General features: G+C 69.2%; 15 protein-coding genes. All 15 read right to left on the bottom strand.

The features are described from left to right. Positions 1 to 3 precede the first annotated feature (3 nt). Positions 4 to 435: a type III-B CRISPR module-associated protein Cmr5 gene (locus GHC57_RS13670; RefSeq protein WP_153345182.1), complete on the bottom strand. Its 432-nt coding sequence runs from the start codon at positions 433 to 435 to the stop codon at positions 4 to 6. Continuing rightward, positions 432 to 1391, bottom strand: coding sequence for a type III-B CRISPR module RAMP protein Cmr4 (gene cmr4 / locus GHC57_RS13665; protein ID WP_153345180.1), 960 nt, complete (start codon positions 1389 to 1391; stop codon positions 432 to 434). The genes GHC57_RS13670 and cmr4 overlap by 4 nt, the downstream gene beginning before the upstream one ends. Then, positions 1388 to 2641, bottom strand: coding sequence for a type III-B CRISPR module-associated Cmr3 family protein (locus GHC57_RS13660; protein WP_153345178.1), 1254 nt, complete (start codon positions 2639 to 2641; stop codon positions 1388 to 1390). Before GHC57_RS13660 ends, cmr4 begins: the two co-directional genes overlap by 4 nt. Then, positions 2638 to 5967: a type III-B CRISPR-associated protein Cas10/Cmr2 gene (cas10, locus tag GHC57_RS13655; RefSeq protein WP_153345176.1), complete on the bottom strand. Its 3330-nt coding sequence runs from the start codon at positions 5965 to 5967 to the stop codon at positions 2638 to 2640. Before cas10 ends, GHC57_RS13660 begins: the two co-directional genes overlap by 4 nt. Then, positions 5964 to 7142, bottom strand: a complete 1179-nt coding sequence (locus tag GHC57_RS13650) for an RAMP superfamily CRISPR-associated protein (protein WP_153345174.1) — start codon at positions 7140 to 7142, stop codon at positions 5964 to 5966. The genes cas10 and GHC57_RS13650 overlap by 4 nt, the downstream gene beginning before the upstream one ends. Before the next feature lie 17 nt (positions 7143 to 7159). After that, positions 7160 to 9328, bottom strand: a complete 2169-nt coding sequence (locus tag GHC57_RS13645) for an AAA family ATPase (protein ID WP_153345172.1) — start codon at positions 9326 to 9328, stop codon at positions 7160 to 7162. Further along, positions 9325 to 10017, bottom strand: a complete 693-nt coding sequence (locus GHC57_RS13640) for a hypothetical protein (RefSeq protein ID WP_153345170.1) — start codon at positions 10015 to 10017, stop codon at positions 9325 to 9327. The genes GHC57_RS13645 and GHC57_RS13640 overlap by 4 nt, the downstream gene beginning before the upstream one ends. Continuing rightward, the gene (locus GHC57_RS13635; protein ID WP_153345168.1) at positions 10014 to 11849 is read right to left on the bottom strand and encodes an SIR2 family protein; all 1836 of its coding nucleotides are present in this window, start codon (positions 11847 to 11849) and stop codon (positions 10014 to 10016) included. The genes GHC57_RS13640 and GHC57_RS13635 overlap by 4 nt, the downstream gene beginning before the upstream one ends. A 195-nt stretch (positions 11850 to 12044) precedes the next feature. Beyond that, positions 12045 to 14555, bottom strand: coding sequence for an alpha-amylase family glycosyl hydrolase (locus tag GHC57_RS13630; RefSeq protein ID WP_153345166.1), 2511 nt, complete (start codon positions 14553 to 14555; stop codon positions 12045 to 12047). A 63-nt stretch (positions 14556 to 14618) separates the two neighbouring features. Continuing rightward, positions 14619 to 16142 (bottom strand): DJ-1/PfpI family protein, encoded by a 1524-nt coding sequence (locus GHC57_RS13625; protein ID WP_153345164.1) that lies wholly within the window; start codon positions 16140 to 16142, stop codon positions 14619 to 14621. A 33-nt stretch (positions 16143 to 16175) separates the two neighbouring features. Then, the gene (locus tag GHC57_RS13620) at positions 16176 to 18218 is read right to left on the bottom strand and encodes an AGE family epimerase/isomerase (protein WP_153345162.1); all 2043 of its coding nucleotides are present in this window, start codon (positions 18216 to 18218) and stop codon (positions 16176 to 16178) included. Between the two features lie 179 nt (positions 18219 to 18397). Continuing rightward, positions 18398 to 19546 (bottom strand): type III PLP-dependent enzyme domain-containing protein, encoded by a 1149-nt coding sequence (locus tag GHC57_RS13615; RefSeq protein ID WP_153345160.1) that lies wholly within the window; start codon positions 19544 to 19546, stop codon positions 18398 to 18400. Positions 19547 to 19559: 13 nt separating this feature from the next. Continuing rightward, complete coding sequence (locus tag GHC57_RS13610) at positions 19560 to 20885, bottom strand: ATP-grasp domain-containing protein (RefSeq protein ID WP_153345158.1); 1326 nt, start codon at positions 20883 to 20885, stop codon at positions 19560 to 19562. Then, positions 20882 to 21967 (bottom strand): radical SAM protein, encoded by a 1086-nt coding sequence (locus tag GHC57_RS13605; protein WP_170294878.1) that lies wholly within the window; start codon positions 21965 to 21967, stop codon positions 20882 to 20884. The genes GHC57_RS13610 and GHC57_RS13605 overlap by 4 nt, the downstream gene beginning before the upstream one ends. A gap of 1 nt (position 21968) precedes the next feature. Further along, positions 21969 to 22433 carry a hypothetical protein gene (locus GHC57_RS13600; RefSeq protein ID WP_153345154.1) on the bottom strand — a complete coding sequence of 155 codons (465 nt, stop codon included), beginning with the start codon at positions 22431 to 22433 and terminating at the stop codon, positions 21969 to 21971. Positions 22434 to 22564 lie beyond the last annotated feature (131 nt).

Below are 22564 nucleotides of genomic sequence, written 5' to 3'. Positions count from 1 at the left end.
CGGCTAGGTCCTTGTCCGGGGCAGGGCCTTGGCGAAGATCTTGATCTGGTCGAGCAACAGGATCGCCTCGCGCTGCGCGGCCGCGTAATCGGCGCGCGGCGCCTTCGTCAGGATGTCCAGCAGATCGGCGGGAAACGGCTGCGCCTTGGCGCCGGCCCGGCCCAAGGGGCGGTGCGGCGCTTCGACCAGCAGCCAGGTCGTCAGGGTGCGGGCCAGGGTGTCATCAACCCCCTTGAAAGCCTTCTGGCCATCGTCGCCGCCGCCGGTCAGCATCGCCAGCGTGACCAGCAGTCCCTGGGTCCGCATCTGGATCGGCAGGCCCTGGACCCGTGCGGTGGCTTCCGGTCGCCAGCGATCCGGCCAATGCACGGTTTCCGCATAGGCGAACCGCGCCCGGGCTGAGCTCAGGTTCCGGTGCGAGAGCGGGGCGGTCATGGCGCGGCCCTCCCGGTCTGGCCGGCAAGGAGCGTGCCCAGGCACAGGCCCTGGCCTACGGTCTCGTTGCCGCCGATCTGGAGGACGCCGAAGGCGTCGGCGCGGGAAATCAGGTCGCCCAGCCCGGCCCGGTCGTTGCCAGTGTGGGCGTTGGCGCGGCCGCCGGGGCGCGCCCGGCGTTCGCCGATCAACGCGGCGAACAGACAGTCGGAGGGCAGCGCTTCTTCGTACCAGAGGTTGCCGCTCTCGCCGTTGTGGCTGTCGGTCGTCTTCATGCTGGTGAGCTGGACCCTGGCATGGACCGGGATCGCCGATTGCATCAGCGCGGCGAAGTCGGCATCGGGAATGACCACCAGCCCCCGGGTCAGGCGGGCGCGCGTGGCGGTTTCGTGGTCCGGGATCAGCGCGGCGAGGCTGTTCGCGAGGGCTTCGACGGCCTTGTCATGCGTCACCTCCTCGGCCGGGTAGATCAGGTCCTCCAGGATCACCGCTTCACCGTCCAGGGCCGGGTCCGCCACCCGCGCGCCGCTCTCCTCGGAGACCGTGATGGTGTCGAGGGGTGAACCCAGGCTGCCCCCGGTCGCGCGCAGGTCCCGCATCAGCCCCTCCAGGATCAGCGGGAAGGTGACATGCAGGAACGGCCGGCTGAGGCTGCGGGCGGGATAGGCGATCAGCCGGGCTTCTGTGAAGGCGAGCAGGCCAGGGGCGAGGTCTCCGCTTTCCGTCCCGCCGATCCAGGCGCCGAACAGCGCCGTGACCTTGCCGGCCAGGGCATCCGTGTGTTCGGCCACGTCGCGCAGCACGCCCTTGATGCCGGGGGCGGGCAGGACCGGAAAGCCGGTGGCCGCGTCGCGCGCAATGGGCAGATCGACGGCGCCCGTGGTCTGCCCCGTGCCGTAGTGGGTCGGCGACAGGGTGTACAGCCCCAGCACCGCCGTGTTGCTCCAGATCGTCATGATCCCTGCTCCGTGGTCAACGGACCCCGTCCGACGAGGGTGTGTCCGAACCCCATGGCGGCCTCGATCGGGTCGCCCAGGGGGTGATGGTTGTTGAGGGCGCGAAGGGTGGCGGCGCGGGACTCCGGCGTGCCGCCCCGCAGGCGGACCAGCCAGACGCTGCCCGCCGGAACGTACAGGCGATTGGGCCGGGGGCGGCCGGAGGTCATCTCGAACCCACCCATGGTCAGGGGCGGGCCGGTCAGGGCGGCGTCCACCGCCAAGGTCACATCGCTGCCCGGGTTGACCCGGTCGAGGGGCCGGCGCGGGTCGGGCAGGAAGGCCGGGGTCAGCGCCACCAGCCAGAAGCGGGCGCCCTCCTCGTCCACCGACTCCGGCAGGTGATGCCCTTCCGTCACATGCGTCCAGTCCGGGTGAAGCGCCGGGACGGGGCGGAACACGGCGAGGCGGCCCTTGCGCCCGGCCTGGACCGCGCCGTCCGTCAGCGCCTGTTCGCGCAGGCCCGCCCCCAGCGGGCCGTGCAGACTCCCGAACAGACCGCTTCCGGCGGCGAACCGCAGGGCTTGCGCGAAATACAGGGCGTTGTCCTGCGCGGTGCCGGTTCCGGGATCGATGGCGAGACCCGGCTGAGTCTCCGTCCGCACGAAGCGCGGTCGCCCGGGGCACCAGTGGTGCGGGCTCCAGGCGGCGGCGCCCACTGCCTCGCCCTCCAGCGCCGCGCGCAGATTGGCGGGCCCGATCCAGCCCCCCAGAGGTGAGACCGCCCCCGCGTCCGGACGTCCCAGGGCGGGGGTGGCCGTCTCGTCGCCCAGGTCCGACAGCACGGGATGCCCGCCGCATGCGATCCGGCGCGCAAACAGGGGCGGTCGGGGCGTCCGGTCGTCCCGGCGGCCGAGCAGGAAGCGGGGCGTGGGCACCCATGGGCTCAGCGGCGGCGGCTGGTCCGCCTCGGCCGCCGTGTCGTCCGGCGCCGCCGGAAAGGGCCCGGTCAGTTGCCATCCCTCGGGCAGCGCGGCCGGCGGGCCGACCAGATCGGCGAGGGTCGGGGCCATGGCCGGGTCGGACAGGTCCAGGGGCGGCTCCGCACCCAGCAACAGGCGGGTTCTCACCAGCCCCTGGAAGGTGCGCGGCGCGGGCGGAAACTGCGAGGCGATGCGATGCGCCTCCCCCGCGTAGCCCGACTGGGGCGGGCCGAACACGACGGGTTCGACGGGTTCGACCAGGAACGGGGTTCCATCTCTCGGGCTCATGCCTCGGCCTCCCCGGCGGACTCACCCCGCGCCAGTTCCCGGCACACCAGCAAGCCGTCGGCGAAGTGCTCCGGATGCACGCTGCCGTCCGCGTCCGGACAGGCTCTGGCAACAGTGACACCCCTGAGCCAAAGCTCTTCGGCGGCCTTCTTGACGGAGTCCGGCACGGACCCCTCCAGACAACTCCTGAACATCCCGTGCAAAAGAGTCTGCTCGGCCGCCTGTCGGTCCTTCCCGGATTGGCCGGACCGGCCGATGACGTCGAGGGCGTCATTCACCGACGCACTGATGTCGCGCAGCTTGTACGGCAGGCGCCCCGGCAGTGTTCCCTTGCGAAAGGCCTTGATGACCTGCGTGAGGGTTGCGGCGGCGGTGGGCGGTTCGTCTGCGTCCGCGACGCCCCAGGGCAGGGAAAAGCCGGTCTTGACGCCCCCCCGTGAGGCGTGGCCGAGGGCGATGGCAGACCGCCCCTGGGCCTTCGCCATCGTTTCCAGGTCGCTGGCGCGGGACAGCATGACGGACAGCGGCGTCTTGTAGTGCCCGATGGCCACGCCCGCCGACAGGCTGGCGCCCGAGCCCAGCATCGGCAGCAACAGGCCGCGCACGTCCATGGCGGGGGGGTCGGTGTCTTCGGAGACATGCCGCGCCACGCGCTGGCCGGGCACGCCCAGGCGGATCGGCGCGCCGGGCCCGTCCGCGCGGGGAATGAGGAAGCGTTTTCGGGCCTCGGTCTGGTCGTCCTCGCCGCGCCACCCTGGCCGGCGCCAGGCCCACACCTGCTGATGCGGCAAGGTGTCCACCACCCAGGCGGCCGAGAAAAGCTGATGCAGGCGTGCGGCCAAAGGGATCGCCTCGTCGGCCGGCGCCAGGCACAACACGTCGTCGCCGCCGGCATAGATCAGGACGCCCGAGAACTCCTGCTCCACCACCCAGGGCACGATGCGGTGGCTGAACTGCCCGAGCGCGCGACTGATGAAGGCATGCACCGAGGGCCCCATCAGCCGTTTGGCGTCCAGCAGATCGCCCCAACCGGCGGCCTTGAGGTGGCCGTTCCGGCCCAGGCGATCGATGACCTGGGGGTGCAGCACGTCGCGCCAGCGGGCCGCGATGGCGTCCGCCTCGCCCACCAGCAGCTTGCCCATATTGTCACCGTCCAGATGCAGGACGGCGATGCGGGTGGTGGGGGCGGGGATGTCCATGGCCGCGGCGGCCTGTCGAAATGCGGAGACAGCCTTTGCCAAAGCTTGATGGCGCTCTTTTTTGGCCAGGTCTCCGTTCGCCTCGAACGTCCTCGCCTTGCCGTCCAGCACCTCGGGGAACAGCATGTCCTCGGCTTCGTATTCCAGCAGCGCCCTGACGGGGGCGGGGGCGTCGTGATACACGGCCGCCAGCCGGGGCAGGGTTCGCGGGAAGCTGGTGCGCGGCAGCGCGGCGGTCCGGCAGGCCTCGGCCAGGGCCTCCAGGGCGGTGTGCAGGCGGGGCTCGCCGAAGGTGGCCTCCAGGAACCCCTGCGCCGCCACCGTGGCCGTGGACGGGAAGGGCACGCGCAGTCGGCCGTCCCGGTCGCGCGCGCTGCCGTCGCCCGCCTGGATGCCCGAGGAACCCGCCCACACGACGCCGAGCAGGCTCTTCTGGGGGACCCTTGACTGGTCCGCGTCGATCAGGAAGCGCTTGGTCGTGCAGACCGCGCACAGCCGTTCCTCGCCGGTCTCGTCCCGGTCCAGGTCCTTCACCCGCCAGAAGTCCCGTCCGTGCTTGCGGGCCTGCCAAAGGGGCAGGGGGCCCGACGGTCCGCCGTGCAGGGCCTCGCGTTCGCCGCACAGGGTGCATTTCTCGCCGGGTTCGTCGTCAGGGATGGGAGCCGGATGGGCCGCCTCGCGCAGGGCGTGGCGGACGCCCAGCATGTGGTGGGTCAGGGCGTAGTCGAAGCCCCGTTCCATCTGGTGAAGGTCGAGATTGGCGTGGGCGTAGACGTCGCGCGCCTGCTCGTAATGCGCCCAGACCTCCGGGGCGACCCAGGGGCTCAGGCGGGCGCGGCGGGCGGCGATGGCTGCGTGATCCGCCGTCCTGATCGGGAGGCGGGCGGGTTGGTTGGGCAGGGCCCGCCCGCGCAGGGACTCCGCCTCCTCGATGCGCTCCATCGGGCGCCACGGCACCGCCGTCCAGGTGACGTGAATGGGACAGCGCGCGGTCTGGCGATCCCAGATGGATTCCCATGCGGTGCCGTCCGGTCTGACCCGGTTCCTGATCCATGTCTTGACGCAGCCGTGGAGCGCGGCCCAGCGCGCCTCGACCCGCTCCTGGCACTGCCGCGCCAGCTCTTCCAGAGTCATCAGGTGCCCCGCGCCGCCCCGGGGCACCAGCGCGACGAAGGCATCCGGCAGCACGGCGGCGTAGGTGGCGGGCTCCTTGCCCTGTTCCGGCAGCGCTTCGGGATAGGCCCCGGCCAGCCACACATCGGCGCGGGGGTTGGCGCGCAGGTCGGGATAGACGATGCAGTCGGGTCCGTACTGCTCGACGATACGTTGCATCGCGTGCCACGCCAGATCGGCCAGCAGGAACGAGCCGATCCACAGGTCGCGGGAGGTGCGGGCCTGCCCGATGAACCGCCCCACCGGCCCCAGCGAGACCCGCAGCATCCAGGGCTCCCGGGGCGTGTCCAGGTCCCTGGGCGGCTCCTTCCATGTGTGTGGCTGCATGAAGGCCAGGGCGGTGGTGACCTTCAGATGGTCCCAGATGGAATGATCGGGCGAGCGGCTTTCCGCCGGCGGTTCCTGCCACAGGGGATCGTTCGGGAACCGGGCCATCAGGTCATCGCGGTAGCGGCGCCACGGGACGATGAAGGCGTAATGCAGGTCCTTTTCGTCGAAGGACAGCCTGACCAGCACAGCCAGGTCGCGCGCGACGTCCTCCTGTTCGTCGATCAGATCGCGCGGCTGGCCCTGGGCGTCTTCCAGGGCGTCCTCAAGCGCCGGGGTCTCGCCTCTGTCCGTGCTGGCCGCGCCGCTCAACTCCAGCAGGCGGCCGGGCGCAAGCGGGTGCGAGATCACGGGCTGGTTCGGCCAGCGCACGGAGCCCAGGCCGCTGACGCCCTTCTTCTTCGGCACATACAGCATCGGCCGGTCGGCGCCCGAGGCCGCCCAGTCGGCGGCCTTGTACCGGTGGCGCCATTTGCGACCCTGGATGTGCTCCTGGAACAGGTCGAACAGCCGTTCGGTGATCGACTTCAGCCCGCCGGACACCTTCGGAATGCCCCCGAACGGCTTGGCGGGGGGATCGTGGAAGACCTGGATGATCTTTTGCTGCCAGAACTGAAAGGCATTCATCGGCCGCGCCCCCCGCCCGATGCCAGCGAGTCGAAGAAGGCATCCATGGCGTTGGTCCGGGCGGGTTTCAGCGGACGCATCTGGCCGCGCACCGCCGCCGGCGGCTGCTCGCCGGGGACCGCGCCGTCCATGCGCACGTAAAGCGGATGCAGCCGTCCGCCGACCGGCAGCAGGCGCAGGAACAACAGGCTGCCGTGACGCTCGTAGGTGCCCTTGCTGCGGTCGTTCAACGGCACGATGGTGATCGGCCGGGTCCCGCCGCCGCGATAGCGAAACGTCAGCGGCAATCCGAAGCTGGCGCGGGCCGGGGTCACCTCGCCCGTGTTCCCGGGATCGTCGGGCGCCATGTCCACGCGGAAGCGCTGCAGGGCCGAACCCATGCCGGCCAGGACCCGCGCCCAGTCCTGATGACCCTCGGGCTCCAGCCGATAGCGGAAGGCCGGCCCCAGATGGGGATGCTCCGAACGCCCATGGACCTGCCGCCACCCGTCCGGTGGAAACCAGTCGCGGAGGACGGACAGGCCCCCGCGCAGGGCCTGTTCGGCCTCGGACACGGTTGCGGCCGAGGCGGCCAGGGGCAGGGCCTCCAGCTCCGGCCAGGGGCCGCCCCCGCCGGGCGCGTCGGCGGCCGGACGCCAGCCGGTGAGCGCCAGCCCGCCGAAGCCGCGCCGCGCTCGACTGCCGGCCGCGCCGAAGTGTCCCAGCAGCCACACGGCCGCGACCAGGGCGCGCCGCGTGTCGCGGTCCGACTCCGCCGTGCCGTCCCCCGCGCGGGGCAACAGGCAGCGCAGGGCGAAGGCATGGCCGGGCGGGATCGCCGTGCGCGCGTCCCGGCCCCGCGTCTGGAAGGGATAGCCCAGGTACGTCAGCCCGTTGAGCGGCTGGCGGGCGCCGCGCACTGTGAACCGTCGTGGATCGAAGTCATCGAAGGCCGGGCAATTGGCCGGTGCCTTGCCCTCCACATGCAGCAGCACCGCGCTTTGCCCGGACTGGTCGCCGGCGGCGGCGCCGAACAGGGCGGCCTCGCCGTCCAGGAAAAGCGGATCGGCCGCCCGGTACCAGAAGCGCAAGAGTCCCTTCAGGGCGGGCGCGCGCAGTTCGGCCCGGGCCTGATCCGCGCCGCCGAGGAACAATGGCGTGACCACCTGAAAGTCCGCGCGCAGGGCCTGGACCATGACTGAGGTTCCTTCGTTCAGAATGCGCCGAGCGAGGCTTTCAGCGCCTCGACCGGGACATCCTCGCTGGGCTCGACCTGAAAGGTCTCGATCTCCGGTCCGTTCGTGTTGGACCAGCCCGTGAAGCGGATCAGCCGCATGGACCGGCCCGGCGGCGGCACCAGCAGATCAAGCAGGTGGTTGGTCATGTCCTCATGATGGGAGGAGATGAAGATCTGCCGCTTCTGGGGGCTGTCGTCGTCGGCCCCGTAGGCGAACTGACGCCACAGGATGGCCTCGCGCGTCAGGTTGGACAGGCCGTAGGCGGTGGTGACGTCATCCAGCAGGATGACGCGGTGGTTCAGGTACATCGACGCGGCGAGGTTCTGCGCAACCAGCAGCGAAACGCCGACCTGGGCGCGCTGCCCGGTGGAAAGGTCCCTGAGCGGCCGGCCGTCGTCGGTGCGGATGTCGTAGACGCGCGGTGTTCTGTCGGCGACGGGGGCCTTGTCCTGCCCGATCAGGTGCAGCGGCCGAACCCCTTCGACCAGACTGAACCGCCACAGCACCTGATCGGCCCGCTGTTTGAGTTCCTTCATGGTGTTCTGGTCGGGCGCCGTCAGATTCTTCAGGTCGGTATCGACCGTCTTCACGGCGGCCAGGACCTCCTTCAGAGCCTCGCGGGCGCGACGCCGGCCTTCCGTGTTCTCGCGGTGACGGGTGAAGGCGTGCCGCGCCTCCCACGCGTTCGCCAGGGCGGTCAGGCCGGGTCGGAGCCGGTCCTGCGCCCATTGCAGTTTTTTCAGGCGATGGGAGGACAGGCTGCCCTCGATCGCACGGGTCAATGCCCGCTCCTGCTCGCGCAGGCCATCGCGCTCCGCGCGGGCATCCAGGCGCAGTTCCAGCCATGTGCCGAGGGCTTCCCCGCACTTGCCCGCATCATCGGGGTTCACGAGGCCGAATTCCTCGGTCACGCGTGAGAGCTTTTCGCGCTGGTCTTCCGGCAGCCCATGGTCATCCACCGGACGCGCCCAGTCCCGGGCATGGCGCGCCAGGACACGGAACACGTCCAGGGCATTGGGCAGGCCATCCTCCGTGGCCGAGAACCGGGCGATGTCCGCGTCCAGGGTGGGGAACGCCTGTTCGATCGCCGCGAGCCGGTTTCGTGTTTCGGCCAATTCGGCCTGGAGTTTGGTCGTTCTCGCGGTGGCCGTCCCGGCGTCCTTCTGGGCCTGGGCGATCCAAGCGGACAGGGCGCTTTCGAGCGCCTGCCGGAAGCTGTGGCGCAGCCCGTCGCGGTCGAGCCGGGCCGCCCGCCCGCCGAGAGCATCGATGACCCTGGTGGCAAACGCGTCCATCTCCGTGTGGTCGGTGATACGGGCCGGAACCGGAGGGAATGCGTTCGGCCCGTCGTGCTTGGTGAAGGCAGACAGGAACCGAAGGGTGTTCGCGACGCCCGCCCAGGCGTCGGCCAGTGCGCCATCCAGCTCTTCGACCGGCTTTCCGGACCATGCATCGCGGTAGCGGGGAGCCTTTTCCTCGTCTTTAAGTTCCGCGCGCAGGGAGTCCAGCCGGTCCTGCACACGCGTGACCTCAAGCGGCAAGGGCTCGAACACATCGCGGAAGGTGCGGCCGGTTGCCGCCTGGTCGAACAGAAGGTCCAGCCGATCCTGGAAAAAGGCGCAAAGGCGGGCGGGCAGTTCCCGATCCTCGGTGTCCGGACCAGAGAGCTGCGAGGGCGGCAGCCCGTCCGGCATGGGGACCGGCCCCGCCACCGCCGGTGTCGCGGGCGTTTCGTGTGCATCGCCGTCGGTGGCGTCTGTCGCGCCGGCCGTCCCGTTCGGGATGTTCGGGGAGGGCGGGAAGGCCAGCGTGAGGGTTCGTTCCTTTTGATCCGCGTCCCGAGCCTCGGCGGACAGGCGGAACTGGGGCCGGACGGGCCCTTCCGGCGGCGGTTCGCCCCGGGTCTGCGGGGCCGCGGCGGCATCGCGCGCGATCAGCTCCGCCGGGCTTCTTGCCGGGTCGTGCCAGCCGGTCAGCAGCAGGGTCAGGGCTTCCAGCACACTGGTCTTGCCATGACCGTTCGGCCCGCTGATGAGCACCAGATCGGCGTCGGTGTCGAGGGTGTGGTCGCCCTTGAACCCGCGAAAATCCCGCAGCGTGACCCGTTTGATCCGCTGAATGGTGTCGAGACCCTGCGGGCTCATGGCCGGGCGCTCCCATCGGCCAAGTCCCGGATCTCCTGCAGCTTTTGACTCTTCCAATCGTTCAAGGCCGGAACGCCGTTCGTCATCTCCGGTGCCGGTTGGTCGTTTTCCAGGTGCTGCGCGCACAGACGGGCGAGGTCCGCCGCCCAGGGATGTGAATTGGTCTCGGCCTTCTGCGCTGCGCCTTCGAGACGGGCGGCATACCAGGCCTGGTCGTGGGGTTCGTCGAGGGTCAGGCCCTGCATCGCCTCCGCCGTCGGATTCAGCAGGTCGTGCAGGCGCCGCTTGACCGCCTCGCCGGGCTCTTCGAGGTAGAGCGTGAACCCGCCCCGATGCCACGTCTGGTCGCTGCCCCAGCGTTTCAGGGCCTTGACGAACAGCGTTTCGGGGTCCTGTTTCGGCACCTCGATCACGACGGCCAGCGGCAGAATGAGTCCGTGGTCCATGACCGTCTGTTGAACCTGGCGCAGGTAGCGGAACAGCGCCGCCTTGGGTTCATCCACGTCGCCGGGCATGCGGCATTCCGGGTCCAGGAAGGACAGGTGCGTGGCGATGCAGATGCGACTGCGATAGATGGCGTGGCGCGTCCAGGGCCGCCGGTCGGCGGGCGTGGCGGCTGGCTCATCCGTGCCGACCAGGCGATGCGCCTCCAGGACCTTGTCTTTGTTCGCGGCGGCCTGATCGGTCATGACGGTCCTCCGGAGGGAGACAGGCGGGTGAGGCGGGCGGCCGGTTCCGGGCGAACCGCGCCGAAGCAGTCGAACAGCACGTGGGGCAGCCGGTCGGGCACGCGGGCCGTGCGCACCAGGTCGGCGGCTGACACGACGGCGAATCGGCCGATCCGCAGAAGGGCAGGCTGGCCCGGGCCGACGGGTTGCACGTTCGACCATCGGCCCTCGACCACGCCGGGGCGGCGCGACGGAATGGCGATCAGCCGGATCAGGCGCGACCCGCGTGGGACGCCCTGAGTGCTGAATACGGTCTGGATGGCCGCATCCTCGATCAGCCGCACGTGCATCGGCCTGGGTCCACCCTGGCTGCCGGCGTCGTCTCCGCCGGGCGGTGGTGTCACGGTCAGGTCGAACGGCGGCCTCGACAGGGTCGGACCGCCGAACGCGGCCAGGAAGGCCATGGTCAGCAGCACCAGCACTGGCTCGTCCCTCAGGGGGACGTAGCAGTCCGGCGGCATGGGGCGGCTGGGAAACCGCATGGTGTGCAGCAGGCGCCACAGGGGCAACGGGAACGCGCCGGTGTCGGAGGCCTTCAGCAGCGCGTCGCCGTCCGCGCGGTCCACGGGACCCGGCGCCCCGGTGTCCCTCCTGGGTGGTGCGAGCAGGCGCCCGGGGAGTGAGAGCCACGCGCGCCAGGCGCCGGGCGTCTGGTTGCGCAGCCACAGGGCCAGGTCCTGATCGGGACCCGTGGCCCGCAGCACCAGGGCGCGAAACACGGTGACGAACAGGGTCTGCATGAAGGTGCTGGCCGAGAGCGTGTCGCCCTCTCCCGCGCTACAGAAGACGTTGCGAAAGAGGGGCTCGATGCGGGCTTCCGGATGATCCCTGAGGCGCACGGGGTGGCTGTGGGCATCCAGGAAGCCGACCAGGATCTGGGTCTGGTAGAAACTCAGCGTGTGGCCGTAGACATGGATGAACGGGGCGTTCGGAAGGTCCATGGTCTCGTCCGGCACGCGCACGCGCTGGCCGTCGGCGAATTCTTCCATCAGGGTCAGCACGGTATGCCGAACCTGGGGCTCGGCGCTGCCGAAGCCCGAAAACAGAAGGTTCCGGGTACGGGCCCGGTCCCGCAGCAGGTCCTGCGCCCACTGTTCCTGACGGAACGTCTGAAGCTGGCGTTCGGTCAGGATGATGTTGCGCGCGGCCTCCTCCGCCGTCGCCTGGTCGCACGAGTGCCGCACCGCCGCGTATTCACGGGCGCAGCCGTTGATCTTGTAGATGAGAAGCTGGCCGGGAGCCGCCCGACAGCCCGCAAGGGTGCGGTAGGCCTCCAGCGAGGTTACGACGGCAAGCTGACGGGCCGCCGCGGCCGGGTCTTCCAGACTCTCCGAGAAGGCGGTTTCCAGGCAGGTATCGTAGTTCGTGGTGATGATCTCTCGAATCAGTCCCTCGCGGACGAGGTAGACCAGATAGCGGTGGCTCGCCAGGGGGCGCAGCGTCGCGAGGTTCGCGATCTGCAACGTCTCGCACAGATGGCGCGGCCCGTGCAGCAGATGGACCAACTCGGAGAGTTCGCCCAGGCTTCCGCTTTTCTGGGCCTCCGCCGAGGCAACCCGGACCGTGCAGCCGGGCGGTCGACCATCACAGGGAGGACCCGCGAGAGCCGTCTGGAGCAGGGCGGTCAGAGCCTTCGGCATTGTTTGAGGCTCGATCTTGTACGCCCCGCCGTCCGTGGCCCCGTATGTAAATCCCGCGCCCAGAAACGGCACCACGCTTTCCTGCAGCACGTGTTTGGCCAGTCGTTCGTAATCGTTGCACGGGGTCGGTTGGGGTCCGAAAGGGTCAAACACGCGCCAGACCTTATGAATCCAAAGAGGGAAATATGTTCACAACAACACCATTTCGAACGAAGCGGCGGGGCGCGTCAAGCGGCAGTCCACCGTGCGGTATCGTTTGTCGGACGCCACTTGCCCGGACGGGTCGGTGCGGCCGCGCCGGGGACCGCCTCGATCCAGGCGACTCAGGATCGAGGCGGTCGGGTCCGGTTATCCGTGGCGCAGGGCGACCACGCCGCAGCGGGGAAGGACCGGGCTGAGCGCGCCGCCGGTCGCGGTCACGGGGCCGGCGTTGGTCACCCCACACCCGCCGAACTGGAGGGCGTCGCTGTTCAGCACCTCGTGCCAGTCGCCGTCGGGCAGGCCTTCACTGTGCACTGTGTATCCGGCCTCGAACGGTCGAGCGTTCAGGCTGGCCAGAACAAGGCATTGCTCGCCCGCGTCCCACCGACGGACCGCGATGACGCGATTGGCGTCATGGACATGCACGATGTCGATGGCCCGCGACCGCAGGGCCGCCGACCCTCGGCGCAGACCGATGGCGGCCTGATAGAACGCGAACAGGCGTGCCCCGTCGCCGGCGCGCAGTCCCTCCAGATCCTCGCGGTGCCACAGAAAATCGTTGTAGCGATAGGGCTGGGCCGCGCCCACCTCCCCGCCCATGAAGAACATCGGCGTGCCGGGGGAGAGGAGCGATAGCGCCGCAACCACCCGGCACCGCGCCTCGGCCCAGCGTCGCGTCTCGCCCACCAGCGGGGCGAGGTTGACCGCCGTGACGATGGTGCGGGCGGTGTTCTCGCCGTTGCCGGCCTCGTCGTGGGACTCGTGATAAACGACCGAGGCGTGCGCGGCCGCGCTCAACGCGCTCGCGAAGGTGGTCATGGCCACCGGACCGTTCCCGCCCCGCCCGGCGGTCCACAACAGGCGCGCTTTGGTGGGATCGTTGGTCCCGTCCCCGATCAGGTGGTGGTAAAAATCGGCGTACCACGCGGCATCGAAGCCCAGCCCGCCGGTCTCGACGGGTTCGGTGACGCGCGACCAGCCGGAATGATCCTCGGCCGTCAGGATCACGCTCGGCTTGATGAGCTTGAGCGTGCGGCACCACTCGCGCAGGAACTTGACCCCGAACGCGCGGGCATCGTCGGCGGGCGCCCCGTTGGCGTGCCGGACCGCATAGGCATGGATCGATGTGGTCTGATCGACGCGGAAGCCGTCGATATGGAATTCCGTCATCAGCATGGCCGCGCTGCTGATGAAGAGCTGGCGGACGATCTCTTCGTAGAATCGGGGGGCGTACCCGGTCGAGAGATTATCGATGTACCCGCCGTGTCCGGATGCCGGCCGCTCGCCCGCCCCCTGCAGCGCGGCGCGTTGATAGTCCACGTACTGCTCGGGCCGTCCCTCGTACCAGTACCAGATGTTGTCGATATCGTCCGGCGAGTCATACATCCACTGCGCCCGGCCGGCCTCGTGGATGTAGTGGTTGTAGACCACGTCCAGCAGGACGGCGATGCCGCGCCGGTGGCACGCCCGGACGAAGTACTTCATCTGGTCGCGGCCGCCGCCGGAAAACTCGATGGCCAGGAAGTGCGAGGACCCGTAGCCCCAGGCGGCGTTGCCCTCGTACTCGTTCATGGGCAGCAGTTCGATGCAATTGACGCCCAGGTCTTCCAGATAGTCCAGCAGGGCGATGGCATCGGCCAGGGTGCCGGGGTCGGGTTCGCCGGTGCGCGGGTCGATGCGGCCGAAGCCCAGCGCGGCCACATGAAGTTCATAGATGACCAGATCCTCGACCCGCGTCGGCACCGGCTTGCCGTCGGTGAACTCGTCGGCCCAGAAGGCGGACGGCGTGGTCCAGTCCGTTTCGGGCCACACGCCCTCGTCGAATTCGCCGGTGATCTGCTCGGGATCGACCACCACCGAGCAGGCGAGGGTTCCGTCCACGTCGTCGCGGGTGCCGTCCCAGCCGCTGGCCGGCTCCTCCGGGTCCTTGTTGCCGCGACCGATCTGGCAGCGCGAGAACAGGTCGGTGCGATAGCGCACACTGCCGTCCTTGCGGGTGACGCGGAACATGTACGGCACATGGTCCCAGGCGGCGAAGTCGGCCAGGTCGGGCTCGATCAAGGGGTCCGTGGTCCACACGCCGTCGCAATCGCGCGCCATGCGGTAGGGCCGGCCGACGATGCCCCGGCCGTCGTTGTGGATGTAGCCGCTGTCGGCATGGCCCCGCACCACCTCGACACAGCGCGCGTTCGGCGCCCAGCAGGCGAAGCGGATGCCGGGCGGCGCGTCGGGACCCTTGTGATAGACCTTGTTGGCGCCCATCCGACGCATGGCCGTCAGGTGATAGACCTCGGTCTGGCCGGCCCGCCACAGGGTGAAGGTCCGGTGGCGCGCCTCGCTTTTGTGGTCGCGCACCTCGGTCGGCAGCGCCTCGATATCCTGGCGGCCGTCGGTCGTATCGGCTCGCACGGTCCATCGAAAGGTCCGGCCGATGCCGGCCTCGTCCAGCGCCACGGTTGTCCGCCACGCCTCGCAGCCGTCGTCGGCGATGACCCGCTCCATGACGGCGGGGACCCAGGTGCCATCATTGTACTGGCCGAAGACGTCCCAGCTTCCCATCAACCGCATGGCGGAGAACAGAAAGCGGCGGTCGTCGCCGGTGATCTCGTCCGGTCGCAGGCCGGTGCGCACCTCGAAATGAACCGGAAGCTTTGCCATGAGCCCAGCCCTTCTGCTTCGGCCTGCCCCCCCTGGGCGAGCGTTGCGATCGTGTTCAGCGCGCTACCACCCCCAGCGCCGCAGCGGGGGCGTGCCCTCGATCATGGCGACGTGCATTTCGCCCGTCAGATCGGAATCCGGCGTGCTGCGCCCGGTGACGAACGGCCAGTCCACGATGACGCTGGTGGGGTGGCCGAAGTTGCCGATGAAGGCGCCGTCGGGCGCGGTGGCGTCGCGCAGGATGTATTCCAGCGGATACGGCGGCGGCCCCATGTTGAAGTCGATCCACGCGCCCCGGCCGCGCATGAAGGCGGTGCCGTTTTTGTAGTCGTACTCCAGGCAGTGCCCCGTGACCCGCTTGCCGGCCAGGATGCTGCGGCGGTCCTCGATGGTGCGGGCGAAGGCCAGGCAGGCGACGCCGTAGCACAGGGCGGCGATGGGCTTGTCGGCGCGCAGGAACCCCAGGATCAGGTCGTGGACCCGCTGGTTGTTGACCATATCGACGATCGGGCCGCTGCCGCCCACCAGACACAACCCGTCGTAGACCGCGAGGTCGGCCCGGGCGGCCTCCAGGTCGGCGTGGTAGCGCTCCATGGCGCGCACCATCTGGGGGGCCGACCAGTACGGCCGCTCGGGAAACCAGGCGGACAGGTCGATCGGGTCCATCAGGCGCCGGCCCTGCGGATGGGCGGGGTCGTCAAGGTCGCGCACCAGCGCCGCCATCTCCGGCGTGGTCACCGACCGGCCCAGCGGCGGGTCGATGTAGTCCGGGTCCATGCTCACCGTGATCGCCGGCGGGCGGCGGCCGGTGGGCGTGCAAATGTCCACGTGATACCCGGCCCGGTCATAGTGACGCAGCGGGCCCACCAGTTCCTCGCCCCAAAAGCCGTGCTCCGACACCACCACCAGCACGCGGCGGGCGCCTTGCGTCGGGGCGGCGACCCGTGCGGGCGTTCGGGACGCCCGGGGCTGAGGGGCGGCGACCTGCGCGGCGATGGCGTCGGCCATCGCGCCGGCCTCGTGATAGGAGCGTCCGGTCACCACATCGTTGTCGATCACCACGCCGCTGTCGGACGGCGTATAGATCCCGCCCGCGTTGACCACATCGGCCAGCACAACCTCGTGACAGATGACCCGCCGCCCGGCCAGCAGCTCCGGCATGGGGGTGAGGATCCACAGGCCGTGACACAGGAACCCCTTGACGATGGCGGGGTTCATCATCGCCTTGCGGATGAAGCGCACGGCCGGCGGGGTGCGCACCCCCTCCGCCGAGACGGCCTGCCCGTCGGGCGTCTCGAAATAGCGCAGGCGGCAACTGGTGTAGTTGGCGGCCATGATGACGGCGGCATAGTCGTCGGGGTCGATGGCCTCCAGATCGAGGGTGACGGTCAGCGCCTCCGGCGTCTGGTCGGGTTCGGTCACGTCGCTCAGGAACGTGTTTTCGCTCTGTCCCCAAAGGCGGGAGACGAAATGCACCTCCGCCCCGTGGGCGGCGAAGCGGTCACGGTAGGCGGCCAGTTCGTCGGGCACGAACTCGCTTTCGACGAGGATGGCGACCTTGCGGTTCGCCAGGAGGGGTTCGGGCATCGCGGCGGGCCTTGTGTTCGGCGGGCGGAGGGCTCAGGGCAGGGCGCGGAAGACGACGGCGATCTGGGCCCCTTCCATGCCGTTCTTGATGGAGATCTGGAATTCGTCCGCCGCATCGGGAACCAGACCGGGGGTGCTGACCCCGTTGACCCGGACTTCCGTGATGCGCAGCTTGCCGGGCGGGAAGAAGTCGGGCAGCACGTTCAAGGACCGCACGCCGTTGCTCTTGTCGAGCCGGAAATACAGGCAGAACGTGGTGTCGCGGCCGCGGGCCTCTTTCGGGATCAGATAGGACCGGATGTAGAGGTGGGCCAGGAAGTTCAGCTCGAACGCATGGTATCCCGAGATGGAATGCCCGCCCTTGTCGGCGAACGTGCCCTCGATGATGGGCATGCCCGTGTCGTCTGTGCGGAAAAAGATGCCCTGCCGTTCGCGGTCCAGGAAATACAGGTTCCAGAAGGCCATCAGGTCGTGCGCTTCCCGGTAGTAGCGGCCCTCTTCCGGGAAGTGGTGGTGCAGGATCAGATAGGCGAGGATGCCCTGTTCCTGCTGCCAGAAGTCCTTGTGGGTGCCCCAGGTGAACTGGATCGGCATGCCGTTCGCAGGCTTGCGCTCCACGCAGTCGTAGACGCCGGGCCGGGTGCGGTCCAGACCCACCCGGATCATGTCGTCGCCAAGCTTTCTGGCGAGGGTGAGCGCCTCGTTCGCCCGCCGGCCGAAGTCTTGCGCCTCGGCGGTCTCGCGAAGACCCCGGTGCCGTTTCTCCCGCGCCTTGTAGTAGTTGGCGACCCGGCCCAGGTTCCAGGCGATCTTCAGGTTGTGCCCGACGACGGCCCGGTTCTGCTGCCATTCCCAGTCGTGGTCGGGCGTCCAGTCGGCGTGGAAGCGCTCGTTCACATAGGGGCAGGTGGGGTCCGGGAACTTGGTGACGATCAGGTCGGTGGTTTCCAGCAGGATCGCGCGGCAGGTCTCAAGCAGGGATTTCACGGCCTCGCTTGCATCGCCACCCAGGGGTTCCAGCGCCTGGATCAGGGTGATGAGATAGGCCGGGATGTGGTCGCCGATGGAGTTCCAGTTCTTCCGCGACTGGTTCTTTTTGTCGCCGAGCTGGATGCTGTCCGGCCGCATGGTGCCCGGATCGATGTGCGAGAAATAGCCGCCCAGCCCGGGGAACGGGGGATCGCGATCCGGGTCGTCCTGGCCGTCATGGAAGAAGGCCTGGAAGGTGCCGATGGTGCGCCGGATGTCGTCCAGCACCTCCCAGTCCAGCGTGATGCGGAAGTACTGGGTCAGGCCAGCGAGGGCATAGATCTGTTCATACAGCGGAATGGTGTTGAAGTCGTCGCCGTTCTGCGACGGCACCAGCAGGGTGACCGAGCCGTCCGCGTGCCGTTGCCGGCCATAGGCCCAGAACACGTACTTGCCGTCATGGCTGACCTGCCGGAAGGCTTCGCGCTGATAGGCCACACCGGCGCGCGCCGCCAGGAAATAGCGCTCGTTGCCGGTGAGCAGATACGCCGAGGCCAGGCCGTAGATCAGGCGCGCGAGGGTTGCGCATTCCTGGATCGAATTGTCCGTGGGCATGCCCTGGATGTTCAGGTTTGTGCGATAGAACTGCGAGAAGTCGTCGATGGTATAGCTGCGGCGGTGGTCGAACAGATTGTCCAGCCAGCGGTTGGCCATTTGCGAAATCTGAGACAGCCACCAGTGCGTTTCCTCGAACAGAACCCGGCCCGGCTGTGATGTGATGATGTTGATCTTTTGGGCCGCAAACAGCGTCGTATGATTGTGGTCCATGTAGGTGCCCTCGACCACCACATAGGTGTTGGACAGGACGTACTTGCGGATGCGGCCGGGGACGCTGTCGGGGGCCTCGTCCTTTGGTGCGTTTGTGGGGGTCGGCATGCTGTCGCGGTTGACGCCGTCCAGGTTCGTCATCACCGAGAACACGCAGGTGTCGTTGACTCGGACCGGCAGCGTGTGACCCGTGCGCAGGGACACGGAGAACGTCGCGTTTGGCGGATCGACGTCGATGACGACACCCGCCATGGTCGTGCGTTGGTAATATCCCTGCATGACCCCAATCCCCCCTTGAACAGTCATGGTCCGGCGCGATCGCGTCCGCAACTTAAAGGATCATGAAGTGCGGGCGAAAATGCAAGCTCTGAAAACAATCTTCAAAAAAAGCGCGTTATGGTCGCTTCTTTGGGTCCCGGGATGCGTCGGCTGGCGCGGGGTCGAACAATGCCGCGAGGTTATGGGGCGGGCGACTCGTCAACCATCAGCATCGGCGGCATGGAGCGTCCGTTGAACGGCGCCATCAGGGTCGAGAGGTAGGCGCCGCAGTGGCCAATGATCGCCAAGTCCCCTATCTGGGGGCGAGGCAGCGGCGCGCCCCGTGACACCACGTCGGCCGGGCCGTTGCTGGCCCCGTAGACCGTTGTCGGACCGGGGGCGGTGTCCAAGGGGTGCAGACCATCGCGGCCGGGGCGGAAAAACCCCACCGGATAGTCCTCGTACCGGGGCGCGACCACCCAGGGCGCGGCCAGCACCACCACCCGCCGCTCCGCGCGGTCATGCACGGCGGCGACCCGGGCGACGTAGACACCGGCCGGGGCGAGCACATGCTCACCCACCTCAACCGCCAGGGTCACGGTGCAGCCGCGCTGCCGCAGGGGCTCGGCCAGACGTGCCCGCGCCGCTTCCAGCAGGGCGGTTCCCAGGGAGGGCGCGGACTCGGTCAGGGGCCGGACGGGCCATCCTCCGCCCAGGCTGATGCGCAATGTGGCGGGCGGCTCGTCCAACGCTCCGACCGCTCCGGCGAGCACATCCAGCGCCGGTGCCGCCAACTCGTCCGGATCGTCTGGCGCGGTGACGCTGGCGTGCGCGTGCAACCCGGTCAGCGAGCATCCGGCGGCGCGCAGGTGCGTCAGCGCGGCGGGCAGGTCGGCCACCGCCAGGCCGAACTTTTCGCCGTAGGTTCCGGGGCCGGCCGACAGCCGCAACCCGGCCCCTCGGCCCGGATGACGGGCGCTCCAGAGCGCCACCTGGTCCAGCGAGTCCAGGTACGCGCGCGCGCCCAGCGAGGCCAGACGATCGAACAGCGCCGCGTCGCCCCAGGGCGAGGTCCAGGTGATGCGGTGGCCTTCGGCGCCGGTGGCCAGGGCCGCATCCAGTTCCTCGGATCCGCAGACGTCCAGATCGAGCCCCAGCGCGACGGCGGCGGCCAGGGCGTCGGGATGGGGCTGCGCCTTGACGGGGTAGGCGTAGGCATCCCACGCCGCGCGCAGTGCGGACAGCCGCGCCACCAGCGTCGGTCGGTGCAGCAGGAACGCGGGAGCTTCGAGGTGGGCCGCGCGGTTCAGGACCTCAGGCGGCGGGGACAAGGCCGGGGCAGGGGGCATGGTGTTGCGGCCCTCAATCCGCACCGGCGGTGAACCGGCGAATCAACGCACGCAGGGTCTCCCGCACCGGAAGCGTGACCGCCCCGTCGGGGTCGGTGACGCCACCGTCGAAGGTGACCTTGAAGAACTGGGCCTCCGGCTCGATGGCGTGACCGAAGCGCGGCAACTCTGTCAACGCCGCGCCGTCGGGCGCGGCGACCTCCACATGGGCACGGCCGATCGCCCGGTCACTCCGGTTGAAGACCATGATCTGGGATCGGGGTCGAACGGCCGCCGCGACGCGTTCGCGCAGCGGCGGACGGGTCACGGGGGCCAGGCCGGCAAAAGCCGCCATGTGCTCCAGCACGATATCGGTTTCGTTCATGTCCGCATCCTGGCGTGCGGCCAGGGCCGACGATGCGGTGAAGCGCGGGTTGATCTCGGTGAAGTACAGGTCCCCGTCGCTCAGCAGGAAGTCGGCCCCGAAACACCCCCGATACCCGGCCTGGGCCAGCCAGCCCCCCATGCGTGTCACGGCCTCGTCCAACTCGTCCAGCACGGCGGGATCCAGGCCGCGCGCAAAGGCGAAGTCGTTGCCACAGAACCCGAACGGGCGCGTGGTGCAGTCCGCCAGCCCGAGCAGTTGAAGCGACGGGGCCGAGGTGGTCACCGTGCCGTCCGCGAACACCACGGCGTTGACGCTCAGGGGCAGGGCGCCCTGCATGAACGTGGAGACGGAGACGATGCCCTCATCGGCGCGGTTGCAGAAGGCATGGATGTCGTCCAGGTCCCGCGCCAGGGTGATGGCGGCGCCGCCGGAGCCCGTCGCCATGCGGACCACGCACGGCAGGGGCTGCGAGCGGCCCATGATCTCCGGCCAGTCCACCACGCTGTAGTGCCGCCAGGGGATCACTCGCAGGCCAAGGGCCTCCATCCGGCTCTCGACCCAGGGCTTGTATTCGAACGCGCGCTGCTGGAGGTGCGGCAGGCCCCAGTAGAGGCAACTCCCGCCGCTGGGGTAGATCAGCGACGACAGGAAGGCGCTCGGCCGATAGCACATCAGCACGCTGGGCTGGCGCAGCAGGCGCAGCAGGCGCGTGCGCATGGACTCCAGCTTCGACGGCAGCATCGCGTCTATGTTGGCGGTGTTGAGATCGACACGACGGCCCCAGGTGTCCTCCAGGGTCAGCGTGATCCAGGCCGCCCCGTCGCCGGCCGCCGGCGCGATGATGCCGCCGGCGCAGGCCAGCTCCGGAAAGCCGGCCAGCGCCTCGCCATCGGAGGCGCGGTTGCCGAACCACACCACCCGCCGTCCATGGATCGCGCGGCGGATCTGATCGAGCCGGGCCGCCCGCCTCATGGGGCCCGCCCGGGCTCGGGCAAGGCGATACAGTTGTGCTGGCAGGGCACGCAGTCGGGACCTGGGCGCAGGCCGTAGCGGTCGGCGATCTCGGCCGTGGCCTCCCAGGCCGCGCGCAACAGGGCCAACGGGGGCGGGGGCGCGTTCGCCAGCGGCGTGCCCGGGCTGGGGCGGAACGGGCTCAACACCGGCTGGCACCCGCGCTCGCACAGCCAGCGGACGCCGGCGAGGGTTTCCTGCAGAGGCTCCAGGCCGACGATGAGGAGGGAGCGCACGCGTCCGGAACCGGGGAAGCGGCTGGCCGCCTCCTCGATGTGGTGGCCGAAGACGGCGCGCCCGATGGCGGCCTTCTGGGGGGCGATGCGGCGCTGGGCCGCCTCTCCGTACAGCTCCAGGTTGATGGACAGGCCGTGGACGCCGGCGTCGGCCAGGCCGGAGACGATGCCGTCGGTCGCCTCGCGCGGCGTGTACATGACATCGACGGGCAGCGGCAGGGCCTCGGCCAGAGCGGCACAGACGGCGGTTAGCGCCGGAACGTCCGGGCGGGCCGGGGTGCCACCGCTGACCAGGACATGGCGGACAGGAAGCACGGGATCGGCTAGCGCGATCCCGGCCGCTTCCAGCAGCCGCTCCAGCGGGTGGAAGACATAGTCGTCGGTATAGGCGTCGCAGAACTGGCAGCGGAAGGCGCAGCCCTGGACGGGAGAAAAGCGGGCCCGGTCGGCATGCGACATGACCACCGCGTCCACCGGCCGCCCCTGCGAGTCGCGCGCCCCGATGTAGCCGGGCAGGGGCAACGGGCGAACCGGCACGCACGCGCCGCCGTCGCGCAGGACGAAAGCGGGGACGTCTCCGTCTTCGCTCTCCACATCCAGGAGCCAGCGCGCGGAGGCGGCGAAGGGCCCGTCGAACGGGGCGTTGACGTAGCCGGCCCCGGGGACCTCCATCGTGATGCCGCCGGTCGTGGGGTACTCGAACACCGACAGCGGCCGGCCATCCGCCGTCATGGCCGCCGAGGCGTCCGGGCTCAGCCGCACCCCCTCGGCCAGCAGGGATAGCTTGAGGGAGAGGGGGTCAGGCATGTCAAGTGAGTTCGGTGGCATGGATGTGCAGTTCGGCCTTGCCCATTTCGCGCGGCTTGCGAACGGCTGCCCGCTCGTCGTCCACGCGCAGTTCGACCCGCTTGATCTCGACCTTCCGAGCGTTATCGTAGCTGGAGTCCGGGAAGACGACAATTTGGTTGAAGGCGGCTTCTTTCCGTTTTCCGGGAGCGCCCAGGCTGTCCGCGCCAATGCAATGCAGCGTTTTCCGGGTGACGTAATCGTCCTCGTCGCCGCTGCCTTCAAGGTTCGAGTAGACCGTCTCCCCCGTCAGGTTGAACTGATGCTGATGCCCATGCAGCAACATGTTCATGTTGTTGTTGAGGAAGGACTCCACAACCTTGCCCGAGTTTATCAGGTCGGCGAACAAAGACCCGTCGCCAAAGGCCGAGATGTTGTGGTGAAGCGCGCCGATCCGGATGTTGGGTTCCGGCTTGAATCGCGACACACCCTTCGGGAACGTTAATTCCGGAGCCTCTTCGGACTGTTTAACGAACTCCCTGAAAGGCTTATCCCTTTGCTTCCGGCGCGATCAACATATCGTAGGAGATTGGGCCTTTGGTGGTGGCGATGCCCAGG

This window comes from Roseospira navarrensis, from assembly GCF_009601025.1.
Classification (GTDB): domain Bacteria; phylum Pseudomonadota; class Alphaproteobacteria; order Rhodospirillales; family Rhodospirillaceae; genus Rhodospira; species Rhodospira navarrensis.
Note: the sequence above shows the minus strand (reverse complement) of the source record. Positions and strands in the feature narration are given on the sequence as shown.